This is a genomic window from Pseudomonas sp. IT-P74, assembly GCF_949768175.1.
GTDB lineage: Bacteria > Pseudomonadota > Gammaproteobacteria > Pseudomonadales > Pseudomonadaceae > Aquipseudomonas.
The window spans coordinates 43,043-61,994 of sequence record NZ_CATKQD010000014.1 but is presented as its reverse complement, the minus strand read 5'-3'; the positions used below and the strand labels follow the sequence as shown (position 1 = coordinate 61,994).

The 18,952-nt window shown below is 60.1% G+C and carries 23 protein-coding genes and 1 riboswitch; of the genes, 11 read left to right on the top strand and 12 right to left on the bottom strand.

Annotated features, from left to right (window positions below):
- The first annotated feature begins 26 nt into the window (after nucleotides 1-26).
- Both ACM6J5_RS12675 and ACM6J5_RS12670 read left to right on the top strand, forming a co-directional pair.
- On the top strand, nucleotides 27-1,025 hold the full coding sequence (locus ACM6J5_RS12675; RefSeq protein ID WP_095943453.1) for a class I SAM-dependent methyltransferase: 999 nt from the start codon (nucleotides 27-29) through the stop codon (nucleotides 1,023-1,025).
- Nucleotides 1,026-1,077: 52 nt separating this feature from the next.
- A riboswitch (yybP-ykoY riboswitch) is annotated at nucleotides 1,078-1,200 on the top strand.
- Between the two features lie 89 nt (nucleotides 1,201-1,289).
- A complete protein-coding gene (locus ACM6J5_RS12670; protein WP_020799770.1) occupies nucleotides 1,290-1,874 on the top strand; it encodes a TMEM165/GDT1 family protein in 585 nt (194 codons plus the stop codon).
- A 123-nt stretch (nucleotides 1,875-1,997) separates the two neighbouring features.
- Here ACM6J5_RS12670 and ACM6J5_RS12665 read toward each other — a convergent pair whose 3' ends face one another.
- The 4 genes from ACM6J5_RS12665 to ACM6J5_RS12650 form a co-directional block, all read right to left on the bottom strand.
- Complete coding sequence (locus tag ACM6J5_RS12665; RefSeq protein ID WP_095943451.1) at nucleotides 1,998-2,816, bottom strand: M48 family metallopeptidase; 819 nt, start codon at nucleotides 2,814-2,816, stop codon at nucleotides 1,998-2,000.
- Nucleotides 2,817-2,937: 121 nt separating this feature from the next.
- Complete coding sequence (locus ACM6J5_RS12660; RefSeq protein WP_218426689.1) at nucleotides 2,938-3,561, bottom strand: SOS response-associated peptidase; 624 nt, start codon at nucleotides 3,559-3,561, stop codon at nucleotides 2,938-2,940.
- A gap of 35 nt (nucleotides 3,562-3,596) precedes the next feature.
- Nucleotides 3,597-3,857, bottom strand: a complete 261-nt coding sequence (locus ACM6J5_RS12655; RefSeq protein ID WP_007997086.1) for a putative signal transducing protein — start codon at nucleotides 3,855-3,857, stop codon at nucleotides 3,597-3,599.
- Nucleotides 3,858-3,866: 9 nt separating this feature from the next.
- Complete coding sequence (locus ACM6J5_RS12650; protein ID WP_095943450.1) at nucleotides 3,867-4,049, bottom strand: CPXCG motif-containing cysteine-rich protein; 183 nt, start codon at nucleotides 4,047-4,049, stop codon at nucleotides 3,867-3,869.
- A 140-nt stretch (nucleotides 4,050-4,189) separates the two neighbouring features.
- Here ACM6J5_RS12650 and ACM6J5_RS12645 point away from each other — a divergent pair, with 140 nt between their 5' ends.
- Nucleotides 4,190-5,356, top strand: a complete 1,167-nt coding sequence (locus tag ACM6J5_RS12645) for a 1-acyl-sn-glycerol-3-phosphate acyltransferase (protein ID WP_414928613.1) — start codon at nucleotides 4,190-4,192, stop codon at nucleotides 5,354-5,356.
- Nucleotides 5,357-5,433: 77 nt separating this feature from the next.
- Here ACM6J5_RS12645 and ACM6J5_RS12640 read toward each other — a convergent pair whose 3' ends face one another.
- Nucleotides 5,434-5,712 (bottom strand): hypothetical protein, encoded by a 279-nt coding sequence (locus tag ACM6J5_RS12640; protein ID WP_095945292.1) that lies wholly within the window; start codon nucleotides 5,710-5,712, stop codon nucleotides 5,434-5,436.
- A 190-nt stretch (nucleotides 5,713-5,902) separates the two neighbouring features.
- On the opposite strand from ACM6J5_RS12640, the gene ACM6J5_RS12635 reads away from it, so the two are divergent.
- Nucleotides 5,903-6,109: a hypothetical protein gene (locus tag ACM6J5_RS12635; RefSeq protein WP_033052291.1), complete on the top strand. Its 207-nt coding sequence runs from the start codon at nucleotides 5,903-5,905 to the stop codon at nucleotides 6,107-6,109.
- 123 nt (nucleotides 6,110-6,232) lie between these two features.
- On the opposite strand, the gene ACM6J5_RS12630 is transcribed toward ACM6J5_RS12635, so the two are convergent.
- On the bottom strand, nucleotides 6,233-6,817 hold the full coding sequence (locus ACM6J5_RS12630; RefSeq protein WP_057713333.1) for a YajG family lipoprotein: 585 nt from the start codon (nucleotides 6,815-6,817) through the stop codon (nucleotides 6,233-6,235).
- 205 nt (nucleotides 6,818-7,022) lie between these two features.
- Between ACM6J5_RS12630 and ACM6J5_RS12625 the strand changes: the two genes are divergently transcribed.
- Together ACM6J5_RS12625 and mqo are read left to right on the top strand one after the other, a co-directional pair.
- A complete protein-coding gene (locus tag ACM6J5_RS12625) occupies nucleotides 7,023-7,262 on the top strand; it encodes a hypothetical protein (RefSeq protein ID WP_095945291.1) in 240 nt (79 codons plus the stop codon).
- Nucleotides 7,263-7,999: 737 nt separating this feature from the next.
- A complete protein-coding gene (gene mqo / locus ACM6J5_RS12620; protein WP_095945290.1) occupies nucleotides 8,000-9,508 on the top strand; it encodes a malate dehydrogenase (quinone) in 1,509 nt (502 codons plus the stop codon).
- 66 nt (nucleotides 9,509-9,574) lie between these two features.
- Here the strand turns inward: mqo and ACM6J5_RS12615 are convergent, their stop codons facing one another.
- The 4 genes from ACM6J5_RS12615 to ACM6J5_RS12600 all read right to left on the bottom strand — a co-directional run bounded on the left by ACM6J5_RS12615 (nucleotide 9,575) and on the right by ACM6J5_RS12600 (nucleotide 11,588).
- The gene (locus ACM6J5_RS12615) at nucleotides 9,575-9,862 is read right to left on the bottom strand and encodes a PA4642 family protein (RefSeq protein WP_095945289.1); all 288 of its coding nucleotides are present in this window, start codon (nucleotides 9,860-9,862) and stop codon (nucleotides 9,575-9,577) included.
- Nucleotides 9,863-9,925: 63 nt separating this feature from the next.
- The gene (locus ACM6J5_RS12610) at nucleotides 9,926-10,411 is read right to left on the bottom strand and encodes a hypothetical protein (protein WP_095945288.1); all 486 of its coding nucleotides are present in this window, start codon (nucleotides 10,409-10,411) and stop codon (nucleotides 9,926-9,928) included.
- Nucleotides 10,412-10,552: 141 nt separating this feature from the next.
- On the bottom strand, nucleotides 10,553-11,026 hold the full coding sequence (locus ACM6J5_RS12605) for a WbuC family cupin fold metalloprotein (protein ID WP_008045994.1): 474 nt from the start codon (nucleotides 11,024-11,026) through the stop codon (nucleotides 10,553-10,555).
- Between the two features lie 4 nt (nucleotides 11,027-11,030).
- Nucleotides 11,031-11,588 (bottom strand): hypoxanthine-guanine phosphoribosyltransferase, encoded by a 558-nt coding sequence (locus ACM6J5_RS12600; RefSeq protein WP_056853257.1) that lies wholly within the window; start codon nucleotides 11,586-11,588, stop codon nucleotides 11,031-11,033.
- Between the two features lie 163 nt (nucleotides 11,589-11,751).
- Here ACM6J5_RS12600 and upp point away from each other — a divergent pair, with 163 nt between their 5' ends.
- Both upp and ACM6J5_RS12590 read left to right on the top strand, forming a co-directional pair.
- Nucleotides 11,752-12,390 (top strand): uracil phosphoribosyltransferase, encoded by a 639-nt coding sequence (gene upp, locus ACM6J5_RS12595; protein ID WP_008045998.1) that lies wholly within the window; start codon nucleotides 11,752-11,754, stop codon nucleotides 12,388-12,390.
- A 2-nt stretch (nucleotides 12,391-12,392) separates the two neighbouring features.
- Nucleotides 12,393-13,667 (top strand): uracil-xanthine permease family protein, encoded by a 1,275-nt coding sequence (locus ACM6J5_RS12590; RefSeq protein WP_095945287.1) that lies wholly within the window; start codon nucleotides 12,393-12,395, stop codon nucleotides 13,665-13,667.
- A gap of 100 nt (nucleotides 13,668-13,767) precedes the next feature.
- Here ACM6J5_RS12590 and hemH read toward each other — a convergent pair whose 3' ends face one another.
- Together hemH and ACM6J5_RS12580 are read right to left on the bottom strand one after the other, a co-directional pair.
- The gene (gene hemH / locus ACM6J5_RS12585; protein WP_414928612.1) at nucleotides 13,768-14,790 is read right to left on the bottom strand and encodes a ferrochelatase; all 1,023 of its coding nucleotides are present in this window, start codon (nucleotides 14,788-14,790) and stop codon (nucleotides 13,768-13,770) included.
- Nucleotides 14,791-14,803: 13 nt separating this feature from the next.
- Nucleotides 14,804-15,706 carry a TIGR01777 family oxidoreductase gene (locus ACM6J5_RS12580; RefSeq protein WP_095945285.1) on the bottom strand — a complete coding sequence of 301 codons (903 nt, stop codon included), beginning with the start codon at nucleotides 15,704-15,706 and terminating at the stop codon, nucleotides 14,804-14,806.
- 196 nt (nucleotides 15,707-15,902) lie between these two features.
- Here ACM6J5_RS12580 and ACM6J5_RS12575 point away from each other — a divergent pair, with 196 nt between their 5' ends.
- The 3 genes from ACM6J5_RS12575 (at nucleotide 15,903) to ACM6J5_RS12565 (ending at nucleotide 18,944) form a co-directional block, all read left to right on the top strand.
- Nucleotides 15,903-16,889 carry an NAD(P)/FAD-dependent oxidoreductase gene (locus tag ACM6J5_RS12575; RefSeq protein ID WP_095945284.1) on the top strand — a complete coding sequence of 329 codons (987 nt, stop codon included), beginning with the start codon at nucleotides 15,903-15,905 and terminating at the stop codon, nucleotides 16,887-16,889.
- Between the two features lie 154 nt (nucleotides 16,890-17,043).
- Nucleotides 17,044-18,003, top strand: coding sequence for a YbgA family protein (locus ACM6J5_RS12570; protein WP_414928611.1), 960 nt, complete (start codon nucleotides 17,044-17,046; stop codon nucleotides 18,001-18,003).
- The gene (locus ACM6J5_RS12565; protein ID WP_095945282.1) at nucleotides 18,003-18,944 is read left to right on the top strand and encodes a MerR family transcriptional regulator; all 942 of its coding nucleotides are present in this window, start codon (nucleotides 18,003-18,005) and stop codon (nucleotides 18,942-18,944) included. The genes ACM6J5_RS12570 and ACM6J5_RS12565 overlap by 1 nt, the downstream gene beginning before the upstream one ends.
- Nucleotides 18,945-18,952 lie beyond the last annotated feature (8 nt).

Below are 18,952 nucleotides of genomic sequence, written 5' to 3'. Positions count from 1 at the left end.
CGGCACTTTTTTCCACGGGAGCAGTTATGGATCCGCGCAGTGAAGTACTGCTTCGTCAGGCCGAGTTATTCCAGGGTTCGGTGTTGTTGGCCGGTTTGCCCGCCGACGACTTGCTGGGCCGCCTGCCCGACGCTCATGGCTGGTGCTGGCACGCCGGCGATCAGGCCGCGCTGGACGCCCGCTTCGCCGAGCGCAGCCATTTTGGTGTGAACGCGCCCGAGCGCGAGTTCGATACAGCGGTGGTCTTCCTGCCCAAGGCCAAGGACCTGACCGACTACATCCTCAACGCCCTCGCCTCGCGGCTGGCGGGTCGCGAGCTGTACCTGGTCGGAGAGAAAAAAAGCGGCATCGAAGGTGCCGCCAAACAACTCAATCCGTTCGGCAAGCCACGCAAACTCGACAGCGCGCGTCACTGCCAGCTCTGGCTGGTCACCGTGGCCAACGCGCCGCAAGCCAAACCGCTGGAAAGCCTGGCGCAGACCTACGAACTGCCGCTGGCCGAAGGCCCGTTGAAGGTCATCAGCCTGCCGGGGGTGTTCAGCCATGGCCGCCTCGATCGCGGCAGTGCGCTGTTGCTGGAGCATCTGGATAAACTGCCCAGCGGTCACCTGCTCGATTTCGGCTGCGGCGCAGGGGTTTTGGGTGCGGCGGTGAAGCGTCGTTACCCGCACAATCAGGTCACTTTGCTGGACGTGGATGCCTTTGCCGCTGCCAGCAGTCGTCTGACCCTGGCCGCCAATGGTCTGGAAGCCGAGGTGATTACCGGTGACGGAATCGATGCCGCGCCGATGGGTTTGAGTGCGATCCTGAGCAACCCGCCGTTCCATGTCGGCGTGCACACCGACTATTTCGCAACGGAAAACTTGCTGCGAAAAGCGGCAAAACATCTGAAAAACGGTGGCGAACTGCGCTTGGTCGCCAACAGTTTCCTTAAGTATCAACCGCTGATCGAAGAGCACCTTGGCGTGTGTGCGATCAAGGCCGAAGGACAGGGCTTTCGGATCTACCGGGCCAAGCGCGGATAGAACTTCTTTTGAAAAAGAAGGCTTGCCGAATGGATTCTGCCTAGGCAGAATCCGCTCCGTCCTAGGGGAGTAGTCTCCCACGAGCGCCACGCTCGTCCGGCATGCGTCAACATACTTGGTCAAAAGACCATGGCGCATGCGACCCAAGCATCCACATCAGATGGATCGCAGGGTTTGACAAGACCTATGACACGAACACCTTACCCGGGGCGGGAAGGCTGTACGTGTCATAGCCGTGTCGACCCGCCCCTTAGGAAAACCCTGATGCTGGATTCACTACTCGTACCTACCGCAATCGTTGCCTTGGCCGAAATCGGCGACAAGACGCAACTGCTCGCGCTCATTCTCGCTGCCCGTTTCCGCAAGCCCTGGCCGATCATCGCCGGTATCGTCGCCGCGACCCTGGCCAACCACGCGGCCGCCGGTGCGGTCGGTGCCTGGGTCGGGAGTTTCTTCTCGGACACGATGCTGCACTGGATCCTCGCCGCGAGCTTCGCCGCCACGGCCCTGTGGACCCTGGTTCCGGACAAGATGGATGACGACGAGGCCAGCACCGCCCGCAAGTTCGGCCCGTTCCTGACCACGCTGATCGCGTTCTTCCTGGCGGAAATCGGCGACAAGACGCAGATCGCGACCGTGATGCTGGCTGCGCAGTATCCGGAGTTGTGGCTGGTGATCATCGGCACCACCCTCGGCATGCTGATTGCCAACGTGCCCGTGGTATTGGCCGGTAACTTTGCCGCGGACAAATTGCCACTGACCCTGATCCGTCGACTGGCGGCGTCGGCGTTCTTCGTCCTGGCGATTGTCGCGGTGTACAAGGCGATGCAGAGCAGCGGGTGGGTTTGACCCGATAGGTCGTTAGACCGCGTTATCGTTCATCTCGAGCAGGCTTGCTCCCACAGTTGGAATGCATTTCCCTGTGGGAGCGAACCTGCTCGCGAAGAGGCCAGCAGCCTCAGCACATGACTATCAGGACTTCTTGGCCTGCTCATACAAAGGCATGACCTTCGGAATCGCCGCCTGCAACGCCGCAATACGGCTCGACGACGCCGGGTGAGTGCTCATGAACTCCGGTGGCGAACCTTCCGAAGCCTTGGTCATCTTGTTCCACAAGGTAATCGCGGCATTCGGGTTGTAACCGGCGCGGGCGGCCAGTTCCAGACCGATCAGGTCCGCTTCGTTTTCATTGGCGCGGCTGTTGGGCAAGGTCATGCCATAGTTGGCCACTGTATCGGCCAGAGCCAGTGTGTCCTGCCCCAACCCGAACAACGCACCCGCGCCCTGCTTCGCCATTTCCATGCCGTACGCCTTGGACATCGCTTCACGACCGTGCTCGCGCAGGGCGTGGGCGATTTCATGGCCCATGATCGCGGCGATTTCATCGTCGGTCAGATGCAGGCTGTCGATCAGCCCGGTGTAAAAGATGATCTTGCCGCCAGGACCGCAGTTCGCGTTGAGTTCATCGCTCTTGATCAGGTTGACTTCCCACTTCCACTGGGCCGCGTCCGGACGGAAGTTCGGCGCCTGGGCAATCAGCCGGTCGGCAATCAGCTGAACCCGCCGGGCTTCATTGCTGGTCTTGTCCAGCACACCTTTGCTCGACGCCTCGCCCACTGTCTTCTGATAGGACTGGGCGTACATCTGGTCGACCTCTTGCGCGGACAACATGCTGAACATGTACTGCTTGCGCTCCACACCCACGGCGCCGCCACTGGTGGTATTGACCGACTGGCAACCGGTGAGCAATAGCGCCGCGCTCAGTACACTGACAACCAAAATCTTGTTCATCAAAAAACTCCCTGAAAACATGCCGCGTATCCTAGGCGTGGAAATGTATCGACGCCAGATACGATGGACGTAAGACGCACAATTCAGACAAAGCTCACATCGCCGTTCAGCCACCAATAACTCAACCCGGAGTGAGACACTCCGGCCCATTGAGCTTCGGATCATTCACCATGTTGGCCAAAACCCGTTCGCGCAATGCGGCAGGCTCACTGGCCAGCAAGGCTTGCAAAGCATGCAACGGCGTCTCGGGGTCCAGCCACGCGGCCTGCCCCGCCTCATCAAGAATCAACGGCCGCCGCTGGCTCGCCGCCGGTTGGGTGATCACCGCGGTACTCAGCCACACCTGCTCCTGTACCGGGTAGGCCTCCCAGATCGCCGCAAAAAATAATGACGAGCCCTCCCCCGGCGTCAGCCAGTACGGGCGCTTGCGCGTCGTGCCGCGCCATTCGTAGAAACCATTGGCCGGCAACAGGCAACGGCGCTCGCGCAAGGCCTGGCGAAACATTGGCTGTTCGGCAACGGTTTCGGCGCGGGCGTGGGCCGGCGTGCGGGACAAATCGGTCAGCCAGGGTGGCGTCAGGCCCCAGCGCGCGCGTGCCAGCGTGCGCTGGCCGTCAGGCCCGGCCCGCAGCATCAACACCGAATCATTGGGGGAAATGTTCCACTGCGCCTGCTGGTCGGCGGGAAAACCGGGCAGCGCCGCGAAGGCGGGGTTCCAGCGAAACAGGGCATAACGTCCACACATGGGGCAACACGGCTCTTGATCAAACGAACGCCAGCCTAACAGACCAGCGTGCCGGGAAAGCTGTCCGGTTCATCGCCGGACAGCGGCAGCGCGGCATTGTACGCAGTGATCAGCTCGCGGGCGTATTCGGCCTGGTCGTTATCGACCGACAGCCCGAGCAGGCCATAGATCGGCAACTCGCCGCTGCCCCCGAGCAAATCACGGCCCACCAGATGCGCCTCGATGCCTTCGCTGGCGAGCATGCCCTGCAGCAACTCGCCTTCCATCAGGTTTTCCGGATCGTAGATGCGCTGCATACACGCTCCTCACTCGTTTTCGCTGAACACGTCGAGATGCCATTCCTCTTCATGAACCTGCAACACGAAGGTTATCGGCCGGCAGCACACCTGACAGTCTTCAATATAGGTCTGATCGCCACCGGACAAATCCAGCGTCGTCTCGACTTCCTCACCACAATACGGACATTCATATTGCGCAGTTTCCAGCATCGCGGTCTCCCAGGTGACTTGTGCGTATAATCGCCGGTCTATTTGCAGGGCTATTTTTGTCTGGCTACTTTTTCAGACCGTGCCCCGCCGGTTTTTCGATCAAAACCTTTACTTACCCTAGCCGTTTCTAACAAGAGAGCATGATGGGCGAATTCGATGCCATCCGACCTTACGACGACAGCGAAGTCCCGGCAGTGCTGGCACGGCTGCTTGGCGACAAGGCGTTTCTAGATATCCTCACCCACTTCCGCTTCCCGCGTTTCGCCGGCGCTTTAGGCTGGGCACTCAAACCTCTTATAGCCCATCGGCTGCGCCGTGAGTTTGCCGGCATTAACTCCGTGGCCACGTTACAGGACAAAGTCGAGGTTTACGTCGACCATACCATCGAGCGCGCCACCGACGGTGTCACCTATACCGGTGTGGAGCAATTCAAGTCCGGCAGCGCCTACCTGTTCATCGCCAATCACCGCGACATCGTGATGGACCCGGCCTTCGTCAACTATGCCGTGTACCACGCCGGCCTGCCGACGCCACGCATCGCCATTGGCGACAACCTGCTGCAAAAGCCTTTCGTCAGCGACCTGATGCGCCTGAACAAGAGCTTTATCGTGCACCGCTCGATCAGCGGACGCCGGGAGAAAATGGCGGCCTATCAATTGCTGTCGGCGTACATCAACCATTCGATCCGCAACGATTGCGCCTCGATCTGGATCGCCCAGGCCGAAGGCCGCGCCAAGGACGGTGACGATCGTACCGAATCGGCAATCCTCAAGATGTTCCACATGAGCCGCAAGGACGAGCCGTTCGGCGAAGTCATCCGGTCGCTGAACCTGACCCCGGTGTCGATCAGCTACGAATACGACCCATGCGATCAGGCCAAGGCCCGCGAGCTTTACATTCGCGCCACCACCGGCAGTTACACCAAGGTGCCGGGCGAGGATGACGTGAGCATCGCCAAGGGCATCACCGGCTACAAGGGCCGAGTGCACGTGAACTTTGCCGCGCCGATCAGCGAACTGTTCGAAGACACCAAGCAATTGGCGATCGAGATGGACAGGCAAATCCTCAGTGGATACCGCTTGTTCCCCGTGCATTACCTGGCTTATGCACAGTGGAAAGACGCCGATCCGCAGTTGCAGGTGCCGAAAGCCGCCGAAATGTTCCCGGCGGAGGAACTGGCCAAGGCCCAGGAAGAATGGCAACGCCGCCTGGACGCCTGCCCTGAAGAGCATCGTCCATACCTGGTGCTTCAATATGCGACGCCGGTGCGCAATCAGTACCGGGTGAAGGCAGGATTGCCGCTGTAAGCGGTTTCGGCCGAATGTGAAAACGGCGCCCTCGAGGCGCCGCTTTTGTATCTGTTCACCACAGGTTTTGCGATTACTCAGACCTGAGTGCTGATCCACGACACCAGCAGCGCCATCCCCATGCACGCAAAGCCGCAGATGTAAAAAAACCGGTTCATGCGCAAGGTCGCCCAGTCCAGCGTGGGCTCTACCTTGGGGCTGCTCTGGCGCTGCGCCTGCAAACTGGCCATCGCACGCAGTTCGCGGCGACGGGTGGCGTGCAGCAACCAGCCGCCCGGGAAGGCAAAGAGCAAGGCCAGCAGATTGATCAATTTGGCGGGATGGGCGGTAAACAGCGTCATCAAGTGCAGCGACATCACAAACCTCAAGTAAAACAGGTGGCAGGTGCCGGGCCGGCGACCGCGGCGCGGATTCTACCGAAAGCGTCGGCACCTGCCCTCTGTTTCCGACAAATAACGAAGCATTTGATCAACGGCTGCCCTGAGTCACGGCTTCGTCATCTGTATCGGCGAACATGCGCGCCTCGAAACCGACACGGATCACGTCATGCTCCACGCCGAAAACCAGGATCGTCTTTACCTCATCACCCCCAGCGAAGAACAACAAGCCCTCGTCGGCAGCCTCGCCTTCAACGTTCAGGATCGTCATTGGCTGGTGTATTGCGCACTCGGTGGCCACCAGCATGCGGATTTGCCAGAGGCGGATTTGCTGACGGGCGTGAGCGTGCTGGACTTTTACTCGCAAGCCGCCTGACACCCCAGATCTCCTGTGGGAGCGAGCCTGCTCGCGATGGACTTGAAGACGCCGCGGGGTATCAGATTCCCGCGTAATCGTTAACGACCATCGCGAGCAGGCTCGCTCCTACAGGGGCTCGCATTACTCGCCGAGCACCTGACCCACGGTCGGGTCCTTGAACAGGCGGGTCAATGCATCACTGAGCACATCGCTGACCAGCTTGGTGTTGGTTTCCTGGTTCGGCGCCATACCGAAGCGCTGGTCCAGGGACGCACCATAACGGCCGCTGTAGCGACGGTTGGCGTTCTGCACATCGGAGCGGAAGGTCGCGCCGATGGTCGCTTCGGTCACGTACATGCCTTCTTTAGGCGACTGATACTTCAGCTCGGCCAGGGTCACGGTGATTTGCGGTGCGTTCGCCGCATTGGCGGTCGGGGTGAAGCCCAACAGGCGCACGGCAGCTTCGGCCTGAGCCTGCAGTTTCGGCAGGATCTGCGCACCTTGTACGGTAATCGCGCTGGTCTCCGGGTACAGGCCACCACGGGTGCCGAGCGTTGGCGATGGACGTCCGTCCACCACACGCACCACTACAGGCTGACCGTGGCCGACGGGCGCCAGTTGAGCCGTCAGCTTGGGTTCCGGGCTCAGTTGTTGCGGGCTGTGGGCGCAGCCAACCAGGGTCAAACTGGTCACAGTGATCAAACCGAACAACAGGCGTTGCAACATGCTCTTCTCTCCAGAATCAGGCACAAACAGGCCGGCAGTATAGCGGTGCGCCACTGCGGGGAACCAGCACCGCACAGTGTTTGATGAAATCTCTGACAAACCCTTTGACCATGCGGTTCCTGTCACACAGATGTCACCCCCCATACACTTGCACGTAATGGCCTACAGGCAACCTTCTGGGCAGTCACCCAAACGGTACTTCGCCATGCGCCATCTGATCTCTCTGTTCGCGCCACGCCCACTGCATCGCTGCTTCGCCCTGCTCGACCGCAACGGCCACTGCCAGGCCTTCAAGCAATGCAGTCTCCAGCCCATGGGCGACGGCTGGGTTGAAATCGAAGAGATCCGCCTGAACTGGCTGAATCAGCCGCTGCCCGCCGGTGTCCGTGTCGTTTCGCAGCAGCACCGACCACGGTCTCGCGCACAGCAACTGCTGACGACCTGACCAAACACCTAATAAAAGTCATTAAACACGACCATTTCCCTGCGTTTCTTAGATACAATCTCCCCCCGATTATAAGGACGTCTCCTGATCGGGCCTCGCAGCATCGTCAATGCGCTTGTATTGACACCCCGCACCGCCCACAGAGAGCCGCCCACACAGATCGAGTGAAGCTGGCGCGCTTGCTGTTTTGTTGAGCAAAACCTCCACTTTTCGCGAATCTGCAGAGCTGTCATTACGCTCGGTCACTGAGCTGTTTGCCCGTTTTGCCTGCCCTGTATCCCACGGCGGCAATCCACCCGGGCACGGTGCCAGGCTGGGACAGCCCTTTTTGAGGTTCACGTCTTCAAAAGAGCGTGAAAAAAACGGGTTTTCACAACTTCACAAGAGTGTGGCGAGCAAATGAATAGTTTTGCGTCTGAACATGCACCATTAGCGTCTACAACAGCCCAACGACACAGGACCGAGTATTCCTCGAACACCGGAGCCTGAAGCCTGTCCGCTACGGATTTGGTTGCACAAACGGATGTATCGACCATAAGTCGAATTGCCTCCCGCGCGCTGAAATGAGTTCATATGGCTCATAGGCCCGGCAGGTAGCGTCCGTCGAAGTTGCGATAAATTGCGAAGATTCGGACATGGCGATCCTGCCATGAGATCCAGGGGCATCACTGACTCGCCCCGGAACGCCTGGCAGCCATGCCGACAATTTGGTGCTGCAGATTTTGGAGACGCGTTAAATGGCGCATAACGAAGCAGTCGACGTAGTACTGGTTGGGGCCGGCATCATGAGTGCCACCCTTGCAGTACTGCTCAAAGAGCTCGACCCCGCGATCAAGCTGGAAGTCGTCGAGCTGATGGATTCCGGTGCCGCGGAGAGTTCCAACCCGTGGAACAACGCCGGTACCGGTCACGCCGGGCTGTGTGAGCTCAACTACACGCCACAGGCCGCCGATGGCACCGTCGACATCAAGAAAGCCGTGCACATCAACACCCAGTTCGAGGTGTCGAAGCAGTTCTGGTCGTATTTGACCAGGAAAGGCACGTTCGGCTCGTGCAAATCGTTTATCAGCCCGGTGCCACACCTGAGTTTCGTGCAGGGCGACAGCGGCGTGTCCTTCCTCAAGGAGCGCTTCAAGGTGCTGAGCAAGCACCACGCCTTCGCCGACATGGAATACACCGAAGACAAGGCCAAAATGGCCGAGTGGATGCCGCTGATGATGCCTGGCCGCGATCCTGGTGAAACCCTCGCCGCGACCCGCGTGATCAATGGCACCGACGTCAACTTCGGCGCCCTGACCAACCAGTTGCTCAAGCACCTGACCAGCGCACCCGATGCTCAGGTCAAGTACTGCAAGCGCGTGACCGGCCTCAAGCGCAACAACGGCGGCTGGACCGTCAGCATCAAGGACGTCAACAGCGGCAACACCCGTGAAGTCGACGCCAAATTCGTCTTCCTCGGCGCTGGCGGTGCGGCACTGCCGCTGCTGCAGGCTTCGGGCATCGAAGAAAGCAAAGGCTTCGGCGGCTTCCCGATCAGCGGCCAGTGGCTGCGTTGCGACAACCCGGAAGTGGTCAAGCACCACCAGGCCAAGGTCTACAGCCAGGCTGCCGTAGGTTCGCCGCCCATGTCCGTGCCGCACCTGGACACCCGCGTGGTCGAAGGCAAGAAGTCCCTGCTGTTCGGACCTTATGCCGGCTTCACCACCAAGTTCCTCAAGCACGGTTCCTTCATGGACCTGCCGATGTCGGTTCGCGCCGGCAACATCGGCCCGATGCTGTCCGTGGCGAAAAACAACATGGACCTGACCAAGTACCTGGTCAGCGAAGTGATGCAATCGATGGAGCAGCGCCTGGAATCCCTGCGCCGCTTCTACCCTGAGGCGAAAGCCGAAGACTGGCGCCTGGAAGTGGCCGGCCAACGGGTGCAGATCATCAAGAAAGACCCGAAGAAAGGCGGCATCCTGCAATTCGGTACCGAACTGGTCGCGGCCAAGGACGGTTCCCTGGCGGCACTGCTCGGCGCTTCGCCAGGTGCCTCGGTGACCGTTTCGATCATGCTTGAGCTGATCGAAAAATGCTTCCCGGGCAAAACCAAGGGCGAATGGGCCAGCAAACTGGCAGAAATCTTCCCTGCCAGGGAAAAGGTCCTGGAAACCGACGCTGCGCTGTATCGCAAGATCAACACGCAGAACAACGTTGCCCTGGAACTGGTTGAAGCCAGCAGCGAGACCGAAAGCTACGCTTGATTCGGCCTTATGAAAAACGCCCCGCTCTCACTGAGAGCGGGGCGTTTTTTTATGGCTGAAATTTACTCAGCCGCGAGCTTTTTCGATCAGCTCGATGTAATCCGGCGCGTTGCGCTGATCCTGGATCAGTTCAACGAAGGTTTTGCCGTGTTCATCCTTGCCATCAACGTCGTAACCCGCTTCGACGAAGAACGTCAGGAAACGCGCGAAATCGTCAATGCGCAGGCCACGGTAGGCTTTGACCAGTTTGTGCAGGGACGGAGAAGTCGCGTCGACCGGTTCGAAATCGAGGAACAACTTGATCTGCTCATCACCGATCTCGTCACCAATCACTTGTTTTTTATCTTTACGCATTGCCGACTCCAGCTTGCAGACATATCACGGGGCGGGCAGTTTACCCCTGCGCGGGCTCAAGGCTCAACGCGGACGAGTGCTGCCGGTGTGCAGATCGGCCCAGACATGGCCATTGGCGTAGCTGAGAAACTGGCAATACACCGTGTCGTTGCGCAACAAATCGATCACCACCCGGTATTGCGCCAGCGGGTAATAAAGGGTCAGGGTCTTGCTCTTATCGTCGAAGACCGGCTTCTTCAGGCTTTTGCTTTCACCATCGAAGTTGACCAGCACCTGACTGATGGTGGCACCCTTGTTCAGGGATTTGCCCTTGAGCCGAATCATCAGCGGTGAAGTGACCGGAATCGGCTGTTGACTGGATTGACGCTGGCTGCCTACCACCACCGAGTAATCGGTGACCTGCATCAGTTGCTGCTGCTCAGGCTCGCTGTCACGCAGGGTCAGGTCATCGGGCGGCAGGAACTGCGCATGCATGGGCGCCGGCGCGGCGGCCAGGGGCAGGCTGAGGGTCAGCAACAGAGCGGCGCAGCAGCGGATCAAATGGCTCATGACAGGCTCCGGAATCGAGGCCGAGCACTCTAGCATGGGCTAACAGGACTGTAGGAGCGAGCCTGCTCGCGATGGTGTGTCAGACGGCATCTATGTAGCTGACACTCCATCGCGAGCAGGCTCGCTCCTACAGGTCAAGGATCAATCGAACTGCGCGCGCATCCACGCCTGATACTCGGCAACACCGGGCTCGCCCTCGCGCGGCGCCCAATGCGCCAGCTCACCCTCACCGACCGGGCGGTAAGGACCGGCCTTGCATTCGAACATCAGGCTGTCGGCCTCCAGCACCACCAAACCGTGGAACACACCGGTTGGCAGGTCCACGCCAACACAGTCGCCACCGGCCTGCAGCACGGTCTTGCTCAGCACCGCACCGGTCTCGTCAAAGATCAACACGCCCAGCCGCCCCTTGAGGACCAACAGGGTTTCGGCCTTGTTGTCGCCCAGATGCCGGTGAGGCGGGACATAGGTGGACGGCTGCAACCCCACTGCCATGCGATGGCAAGCGTCTTCCATCTGATGGAAATTGTGATGCTGGCGCCCACGAGGATTGGCCGCGGCTTTCCCGGCCAGCTCGGCAAACAAGGTCTGATCCAGAAAGCTCGGCACGCTCATGTTCTTACATTCCTTTAACCGCAAAGATCCCGTTAGCATTACGCCAGTAACCTTTGTAGTCCATGCCGTAACCGAAGATGTAGCGGTCGATGCACGGCAGACCGACGAAATCGGCCTTGAGGTCTGGACGGGCCTTGCGGTCGTGGTCTTTGTCGATCAGCACGGCAGTGTGCACTTTGCGGGCACCGGCGTGTTTGCAGAAGTCGATGATCGCGCCCAGTGTGTGACCTTCATCAAGGATGTCGTCGATGATCAGCACGTCACGGTCGATGAAGGAAACTTCCGGCTTGGCTTTCCAGAACAGCTCGCCGCCGCTGGTTTCGTTGCGATAACGGGTGGCGTGCAGGTAGGACGCCTCCAGCGGGAACTGCAAATGGGTCAGCAGTTTGCCGGCGAAAATCAGCCCGCCGTTCATCACGCAGAACACCACCGGGTTGCTGTCCGCCAGTTCTTCATTGATGTGTGCACCGACGCGGGCGATGGCCGCCTCGACTTCAGCTTCGGTGTACAGGCAGTCAGCCTCTCGCATGATTTGACGGATATGCTCGAGATCAGCGGACATGGCGCTCTCCAAGGGGGGACGGATTCGGAAAAGCGGGCAAAGGTACGCATCAAGCGAGGCCAGATCAAGCGTTTGTGGACTAACGTACTGTATGTCTATAGGACAACACCCTCGGATAGATTAATCTAGGCCGGTTTTTTTGCCCGCCGCCGGAGCCTTTCCCATGCCCATCCTCGAGATCCGCCACCCGCTGATCCGTCATAAACTTGGCCTGATGCGCCGCGCAGACATCAGCACCAAGAATTTCCGTGAGCTCGCTCAGGAAGTCGGCGCCCTGCTGACCTATGAAGCCACCAAAGACCTGCCGCTGGAATCCTACGATATCGAAGGCTGGTGCGGCACTGTGTCGGTGGAGAAAATCGCCGGCAAGAAGATTACTGTCGTGCCTATCCTGCGTGCCGGCATCGGCATGCTTGAGGGCGTGCTCAGCCTGATCCCGGGCGCCAAAGTCAGCGCCGTGGGCGTGGCCCGCAACGAGGAAACCCTCGAAGCCCACACCTACCTGGAAAAACTGGTCCCGGAGATCGACGAACGCCTGGCCATGATCATCGACCCGATGCTCGCCACCGGCGGCTCGATGGTCGCCACTATCGACCTGCTGAAAAAGGCCGGTTGCAAGGACATCCGCGCCATGGTGCTGGTTGCCGCGCCGGAAGGCATTGCCGTGGTCGAGAAAGCTCACCCGGACGTGACCATCTACACCGCGTCCATTGATCAAAAACTGAACGAACACGGTTACATCATCCCGGGCCTGGGCGATGCTGGCGACAAGATCTTCGGCACCAAGCAGAAGGACGCGTGAGCATGCAGCAAGAGTTCAACGATCCGCTCTGGCGCACGGTGCTGTCCGGCGCACAGATGCTGTTCGTGGCTTTCGGCGCCCTGGTGTTGATGCCGCTGATTACCGGCCTCGACCCGAACGTGGCACTGTTTACCGCAGGCCTGGGGACGATCCTGTTCCAGATCGTCACCGGACGTCAGGTGCCGGTGTTCCTGGCATCGAGCTTTGCCTTTATCACCCCGATCATTCTCGCCAAAGGTCAGTTCGGCCTGGCCGCGACCATGGGCGGCGTGATGGCGGCAGGTTTCGTCTACACCTTCCTCGGCCTCGCGGTGAAGATCAAAGGCACCGGCTTCATCGATCGCCTGCTGCCTCCGGTGGTGATTGGTCCGGTGATCATCTCCATTGGCCTGGCCATGGCGCCGATTGCCGCCAACATGGCCATGGGCAAGGCCGGCGACGGCAGTGAATTGATTCATTACCAGACGGCGATGATGATCTCGATGCCCGCGCTGCTGACCACACTGATCGTCGCGGTATTCGGCAAGGGCATCTTCCGCCTGGTGCCGATCATCTCCGGCGTGCTGGTGGGCTTTGGCATGGCGTTCTACTTCGGCGTGGTCGATACCGCGAAGATTGCGGCGGCGCCGTGGTTCGCCATCCCGCACTTCACCGCGCCGGAATTCAACTGGCAGGCGATTCTGTTCATCGTTCCGGTAGCCCTGGCCCCGGCCATCGAGCACATCGGCGGCGTGATTGCCGTGGGTAGCGTGACCGGTCGCGATTACCTGAAGAAGCCCGGCCTGCACCGTACCCTGCTCGGCGATGGCATTGCCACCACGGCGGCCGGTCTGTTCGGCGGCCCGCCCAACACCACCTACGCCGAAGTGACCGGTGCGGTCATGCTGACCAAGAACTACAACCCGAAGATCATGACCTGGGCAGCGATCTTCGCCATCAGCCTGGCGTTCATCGGCAAGTTCGGCGCACTGCTGCAAAGCATTCCGGTGCCAGTGATGGGCGGGATTCTGTGCCTGTTGTTCGGTTCGATTGCGGCGGTGGGGATGAACACGCTGATCCGCCACAAGATCGATCTGGGCGAGGCGCGCAATCTGGTGATTGTGTCGGTGACTCTGGTATTCGGGATCGGCGGCGTGCTGATCGGCACCGGCACCGGGCCGGACGATTTCGGCCTCAAGGGCATCGCGCTGTGCGCGGTGGTGGCGATTGGCTTGAACCTGATCCTGCCGGGCAATGACAGCTGGAAGCACAAGAAGGCGCAGGAGCCGCTGATCTAACTGCTTGAGATACTTATAGCGCCAGATAGCTATCGCGAGCAGGCTCGCTCCCACAGGGGAATGCATTCCAACCGTGGGAGCGAGCCTGCTCGCGAAGCTTTTAAAGCACCACCGGTGCTCGCTCGCACAACGCACTCAACGCCCGCGCCCAATGCGGGTCATCGTTGAGGCACGGCACCAGCACCAGGTCTTCTCCCCCCGCTGCGCGGAATTGCTCCTTACCGCGATCACCGATTTCTTCCAGTGTTTCGATGCAATCGGCAACGAACGCCGGGCACATCACCAAAACCTTTTTCACGCCGCTCTTGGCCAACTCATCGAGGCGCGCTTCGGTGTAGGGTTCGATCCATTTGGCGCGCCCCAGACGCGACTGGAACGACACCGACCACTTGCCCTCCGGCAGCCCCATGCGCTTGGCAAACTCTGCCGCCGTACGCAGGCACTGGCCGCGATAACAGGTAGCGACCACCTCCGGCGGTGCCCCGGCGCAGCAATCACCGCCGCCCTCGAAGCTGTGACCGGGATTGAGCTTCTTCAGATGCCGTTCCGGCAACCCGTGAAAACTCATCAGCAAGTGATCGAAATCCTGCTGCAAATGCGGCCGGGTCGTGGCCACCAGCGCATCGAGGTATTCCGGTTGGTCGTAGAACGGCTGGAGTACCGCCAACTGCACGTCGAGATTTTTCTCGCGCACCACGCGCCTGGCCTCTTCGATGACCGTAGTCGTGGTGCTGTCGGCGAACTGTGGATATAGCGGCGCCAGGGTGATTCGCTTGTGCCCCGCCGCGACCAGGCGCACCAGCATCGACTCAATCGACGGCTCGCCATAACGCATCGCCAGTTCGACCGGGCCGTGCTGCCATTGACGGGTCATCGCTTGTTGCAAGCGACGACTGAGCACCACCAGCGGCGAGCCCTCGTCCCACCAGATCGAGGCATAGGCATGGGCCGACTGCTCGGGACGCTTGATCAGGATCAGCGACACCAGCAGCCGTCGAACCGGCCATGGCAGGTCGATCACGTACGGGTCCATCAGAAATTGATTGAGGTAACTGCGCACATCCGCCACCGAGGTGGAGGCAGGTGAACCCAGGTTGACCAGAAGCAACGCGTGATCGGTCATGCAACGTCCTATTTCAAAGGCGACCGGACAGATCGTCCAGAGCCGCGCGCAAATCCGTGAACTTAAAAGTGAAACCAGCCTGTAACAAGCGCACCGGAGTGGCGCGCTGACCGCCCAGCAACAACAGCGACAACTCGCCCAGCCCCACCTTCAATGCGAAGGCCGGCATCGGCATGAACGTCGGGCGATTCAGTACGCTGCCCAGCGCCTCGGCAAACTCGCGGTTGCGCACCGGCTTCGGCGCGCACGCATTATAGGGACCGCCGGCCTCGTTGCGATGCAGAAGAAAATCAATCAGGGCGATTTGATCGTCGATATGAATCCATGGCATCCACTGCCGGCCGTTGCCGATCGGGCCTCCCAGGCCCAGCTTGAACGGCAGTAACAGCCGCGACAAAAAGCCGCCCTCGGCCGATAGAACCAGCCCGGTACGAACAAGGATGACGCGAATACCCAACGCTTCAGCCCGCTGGGCGGTCTCTTCCCAAGCGATGCATAACTGACTGGCGAAATCATCGATGACCGGTGGCGACTCTTCGGTCAACTCACGTTCGCCACCGTCGCCATACCAACCGACAGCGGAACCGGAGATCAGCACCCGGGGTTTCTGATCGCGGCTTTCCAGCCACGCCAGCAGGGTTTCAGTCAGCGAGATGCGACTGCTCCACAACAGGGCTTTACGTTTGTGCGTCCAGGGCCGGGCGGCAATCGGCGCACCGGCAAGATTGATAATTGCATCGACAGGCTCCTGCCCGAGATCCTCCAGCCGGGCAATTCCACGCACTTGGGCACCACATATTTTCGCGACATTTTCAGGTTGGCGGCTCCAGACTGTCAGACGATGACCCTGGCCCAACCAGTGCCGGCAGAGCTGACGTCCTATCAAACCAGTACCGCCGGTCAGCAATATGTGCATGACTTCTTCCTCGCGTGGCGTTTTACCTTGTCCATTAGTCTATTTTTATAAGCAGGGATCTTTGGTATCGAGCAGGCTCTATGTTTAACAATAGGCCAAGCTATCAAATCAAGAACGCTAAAAGTTATACCATCAAACAATATTGTACAGGTTTTAACCCCGGCGTAGTCTGTACAGAAAGGTAAACGAGGCCCCTATGACTGTACCTATCGCAATCATCGGCACCGGCATTGCCGGACTCTCCGCCGCCCAGGCCCTGACGGCCCTTGGGTATGTGGTTCAACTTTTCGATAAAAGTCGCGGCAGCGGCGGGCGCATGTCGAGCAAGCGCAGCGATGCGGGTGCCCTGGACATGGGCGCGCAATACTTCACCGCCCGCGACCGCCGCTTTGTCACGGAAGTTCAGCGTTGGCAGGCCGAAGGCTGGGTCGCCGAATGGGCGCCGCAGCTGTACACCTACCATGGCGGCCAGCTCAACCTGTCGCCGGACGAGCAGACTCGCTGGGTCGGCACGCCCCGCATGAGCGCCATCACCCGCGCCCTGCTCGGTGACCTCGAAGTGCATTTCGCCTGTCGGATCACCGAGGTCTATCGCGGTGAAGAACACTGGCACCTGCAGGACGCCGAAGGCTTCACCCACGGTCCGTTCAGCCACGTGGTCATCGCCACGCCGGCCCCACAGGCCACGGCTCTGCTGGCATCGGCGCCGAAACTCGCCGGGGCCGCCGCCGGGGTGAAAATGGACCCGACCTGGGCCATCGCTCTGGCGTTCGAAACGCCGCTGGATACGCCCATGGAAGGCTGCTTCGTCCAGGACAGCCCACTCGACTGGCTGGCCCGCAACCGCAGCAAACCCGGGCGCGACAACACCCTCGACACTTGGGTGCTGCACGCCACCAGCGCCTGGAGTCGCCAGCACATCGATTTGTCCAAGGAAGCGGTGATCGAACAGTTACACGGCGCGTTTGCCGAACTGCTGCACGATTCCATGCCCGCGCCGAGCTTCAGCCTCGCCCACCGCTGGCTCTACGCCCGCCCCGCCAGCAGTCACGAATGGGGCACCCTGGCCGATGCCGACCTGGGGCTGTACGCCTGTGGCGACTGGTGCCTGTCCGGACGCGTCGAAGGAGCCTGGCTCAGCGGTCAGGAAGCCGCCCGCCGTTTGCATGCGCACCTGCAGTAAAGAGCATCGATCCGAGTAAATCGCTGCTGTCGTCCTGGCAGCAGCCCGCCAGAAAAGCTATACAAAAATATTGACTTGTATAACTTCGAATCTATGATGAAGTTATCTTGTACAGATCCTAATTTTTGTACAAGTTTAGATTCGAGGTGCTCTGATGCTCCACTCTTCCGCCAAACCGAAAATCGCCATCAGTGCCTGCCTGATGGGGCTCGACGTGCGCTACAACGGTGGGCACAAGGAGTCGCGGCTGTGCAGCCGCACCCTCACTGATTACTTCGATTTCATCCCGGTCTGCCCGGAAGTGGCCATCGGCCTGGGCGTACCCCGTCAACCGATTCGGCTGGTGGGCAGTGCGGATCAACCCGAAGCCGTGGGCAGCCTCGACCACGGGCTAAACGTGACGCAACCGCTGGCCGCCTACGGCCGGGACATGGCAGCGCAACTGGGGGATATTTGCGGCTACATCTTCATGCAAAACTCCCCGTCCTGCGGGCTGGAGCGGGTCAAGGTCTACCACGTCAGCGGCGCACGGGCCGACAGAGACGGGCGCGGGATCTACGCCAGGGCCTTCTGCCTGCGGCACCCGGACCTGCCGGTGGAGGAAGACGGTCGGCTCAACGATCCGGTGCTGCGGGAAAACTTCCTCACCCGTGTGTTCGCCTACAGCGCCTGGCAGCAGCTGCGCCAGGAGGGCATGACCCGGCGCGGTCTCACGGACTTTCACTCGCGCTACAAATACCTGCTGATGGCCCATAACCCGGTGCAATACAAAACGCTGGGTCACCTGTTGGGCAACATGGGTAAAAACGATCCGCGGGAGGTGGGCCCCCGCTATTTCAGCGAACTGATGGTGGCACTGAAAAAATGCGCCACCCGCCGTACTCACGCCAACGTCCTGCAACACCTCAGTGGCTACTTGAAACAGGCCATCAACAGCGAAGACAAGCAGGAAGTGCAGCACGTGATCAGCCAGTACCGCCTGGGCATCGTGCCGCTGGTGGTGCCGCTGACACTGCTCAAGCATCACTTTCGCCAACACCCCGACCCGTACATCGCACAGCAGATTTACCTGCAACCGCACCCGGAAAACCTCAGCCTGCGAAACGCCATCTGATGAAAAAAGCACTCGACACCAGCGCCCGCGAAGACCTCGGCGATGACTTTAAAAAGGCGTTGGACGAAGGCTGGCTGCCGATCCGTGAAGTGGCGCGGCAAACCGGGGTCAATGCCGTGACCTTGCGCGCCTGGGAGCGGCGCTACGGCCTGATCGTGCCGCTACGCACACCCAAGGGCCACCGGTTGTTCTCGGCCGACCACGTACAACGCATCCAGACCATCCTCACCTGGCTCAACCGTGGCGTTGCCGTCAGCCAGGTCAAGCCATTGCTCGACACGCCGCAAGCCTTCAGCGAGTCCGTCGACAACGATTGGCACGCCTTGCTGCAAACGTTGCAGCAGGCGGTCAGCCGATTGCAGGAGCGCGCCCTGGATGACGGCGTCAATCAGGCCATGGCGCTATATCCGCCGCGAACCCTGTGCGAGCACTTGCTGATGCCCTTGCTGGCCGCTCTGGAGCAACGCTGGCAAGGCCAGTTCGGAGCGCAGATGGAGCGAGGCTTTTTTTGTGCCTGGTTGCGCAGCAAGTTCGGTGCGCGCATCTACCACAACAATCGTCAGTTGCGCACCGCGCCGATGCTGCTGGTCAACCACTCGGACCGGCCCATGGAGCCGCATCTGTGGCTCACGGCCTGGCTGATCAGCAGCGCGGATTGCCCGGTGGAGGTCTTCGACGGACCGCTGCCTGTCGGAGAATTGGCATTGGCGGTCGAACTTCTGCAACCCCGTGGGGTTCTGCTGTACTCAAGCAAAGCCTTGAACCTGATGCAACTGCCGAAACTATTGAAAGGAATCAGTTGCCCAAAAATGATTGCCGGACCAACGGTATGCATCCACCACGCCGAGTTGTCCGTCAATGTTGCCGAGATCGCTGACTTGTACCTGGCCGAAGATCCGTTGTCGGCACATCAGGCACTCGTTCAGCACCGGCTGATTTAAATGAATAG

Excerpts from the sequence above, each read along its gene's own strand:
- ACM6J5_RS12675 (WP_095943453.1), top strand. The coding sequence starts at position 27 with ATGGATCCGCGCAGTGAAGTACTGCTTCGTCAGGCCGAGTTATTCCAG.
- ACM6J5_RS12670 (WP_020799770.1), top strand. The coding sequence starts at position 1,290 with ATGCTGGATTCACTACTCGTACCTACCGCAATCGTTGCCTTGGCCGAA.
- ACM6J5_RS12665 (WP_095943451.1), bottom strand. The coding sequence starts at position 2,816 with ATGAACAAGATTTTGGTTGTCAGTGTACTGAGCGCGGCGCTATTGCTC.
- ACM6J5_RS12660 (WP_218426689.1), bottom strand. The coding sequence starts at position 3,561 with ATGTGTGGACGTTATGCCCTGTTTCGCTGGAACCCCGCCTTCGCGGCG.
- ACM6J5_RS12655 (WP_007997086.1), bottom strand. The coding sequence starts at position 3,857 with ATGCAGCGCATCTACGATCCGGAAAACCTGATGGAAGGCGAGTTGCTG.
- ACM6J5_RS12650 (WP_095943450.1), bottom strand. The coding sequence starts at position 4,049 with ATGCTGGAAACTGCGCAATATGAATGTCCGTATTGTGGTGAGGAAGTC.
- ACM6J5_RS12645 (WP_414928613.1), top strand. The coding sequence starts at position 4,190 with ATGATGGGCGAATTCGATGCCATCCGACCTTACGACGACAGCGAAGTC.
- ACM6J5_RS12640 (WP_095945292.1), bottom strand. The coding sequence starts at position 5,712 with ATGTCGCTGCACTTGATGACGCTGTTTACCGCCCATCCCGCCAAATTG.
- ACM6J5_RS12635 (WP_033052291.1), top strand. The coding sequence starts at position 5,903 with ATGCTCCACGCCGAAAACCAGGATCGTCTTTACCTCATCACCCCCAGC.
- ACM6J5_RS12630 (WP_057713333.1), bottom strand. The coding sequence starts at position 6,817 with ATGTTGCAACGCCTGTTGTTCGGTTTGATCACTGTGACCAGTTTGACC.
- ACM6J5_RS12625 (WP_095945291.1), top strand. The coding sequence starts at position 7,023 with ATGCGCCATCTGATCTCTCTGTTCGCGCCACGCCCACTGCATCGCTGC.
- mqo (WP_095945290.1), top strand. The coding sequence starts at position 8,000 with ATGGCGCATAACGAAGCAGTCGACGTAGTACTGGTTGGGGCCGGCATC.
- ACM6J5_RS12615 (WP_095945289.1), bottom strand. The coding sequence starts at position 9,862 with ATGCGTAAAGATAAAAAACAAGTGATTGGTGACGAGATCGGTGATGAG.
- ACM6J5_RS12610 (WP_095945288.1), bottom strand. The coding sequence starts at position 10,411 with ATGAGCCATTTGATCCGCTGCTGCGCCGCTCTGTTGCTGACCCTCAGC.
- ACM6J5_RS12605 (WP_008045994.1), bottom strand. The coding sequence starts at position 11,026 with ATGAGCGTGCCGAGCTTTCTGGATCAGACCTTGTTTGCCGAGCTGGCC.
- ACM6J5_RS12600 (WP_056853257.1), bottom strand. The coding sequence starts at position 11,588 with ATGTCCGCTGATCTCGAGCATATCCGTCAAATCATGCGAGAGGCTGAC.
- upp (WP_008045998.1), top strand. The coding sequence starts at position 11,752 with ATGCCCATCCTCGAGATCCGCCACCCGCTGATCCGTCATAAACTTGGC.
- ACM6J5_RS12590 (WP_095945287.1), top strand. The coding sequence starts at position 12,393 with ATGCAGCAAGAGTTCAACGATCCGCTCTGGCGCACGGTGCTGTCCGGC.
- hemH (WP_414928612.1), bottom strand. The coding sequence starts at position 14,790 with ATGACCGATCACGCGTTGCTTCTGGTCAACCTGGGTTCACCTGCCTCC.
- ACM6J5_RS12580 (WP_095945285.1), bottom strand. The coding sequence starts at position 15,706 with ATGCACATATTGCTGACCGGCGGTACTGGTTTGATAGGACGTCAGCTC.
- ACM6J5_RS12575 (WP_095945284.1), top strand. The coding sequence starts at position 15,903 with ATGACTGTACCTATCGCAATCATCGGCACCGGCATTGCCGGACTCTCC.
- ACM6J5_RS12570 (WP_414928611.1), top strand. The coding sequence starts at position 17,044 with ATGCTCCACTCTTCCGCCAAACCGAAAATCGCCATCAGTGCCTGCCTG.
- ACM6J5_RS12565 (WP_095945282.1), top strand. The coding sequence starts at position 18,003 with ATGAAAAAAGCACTCGACACCAGCGCCCGCGAAGACCTCGGCGATGAC.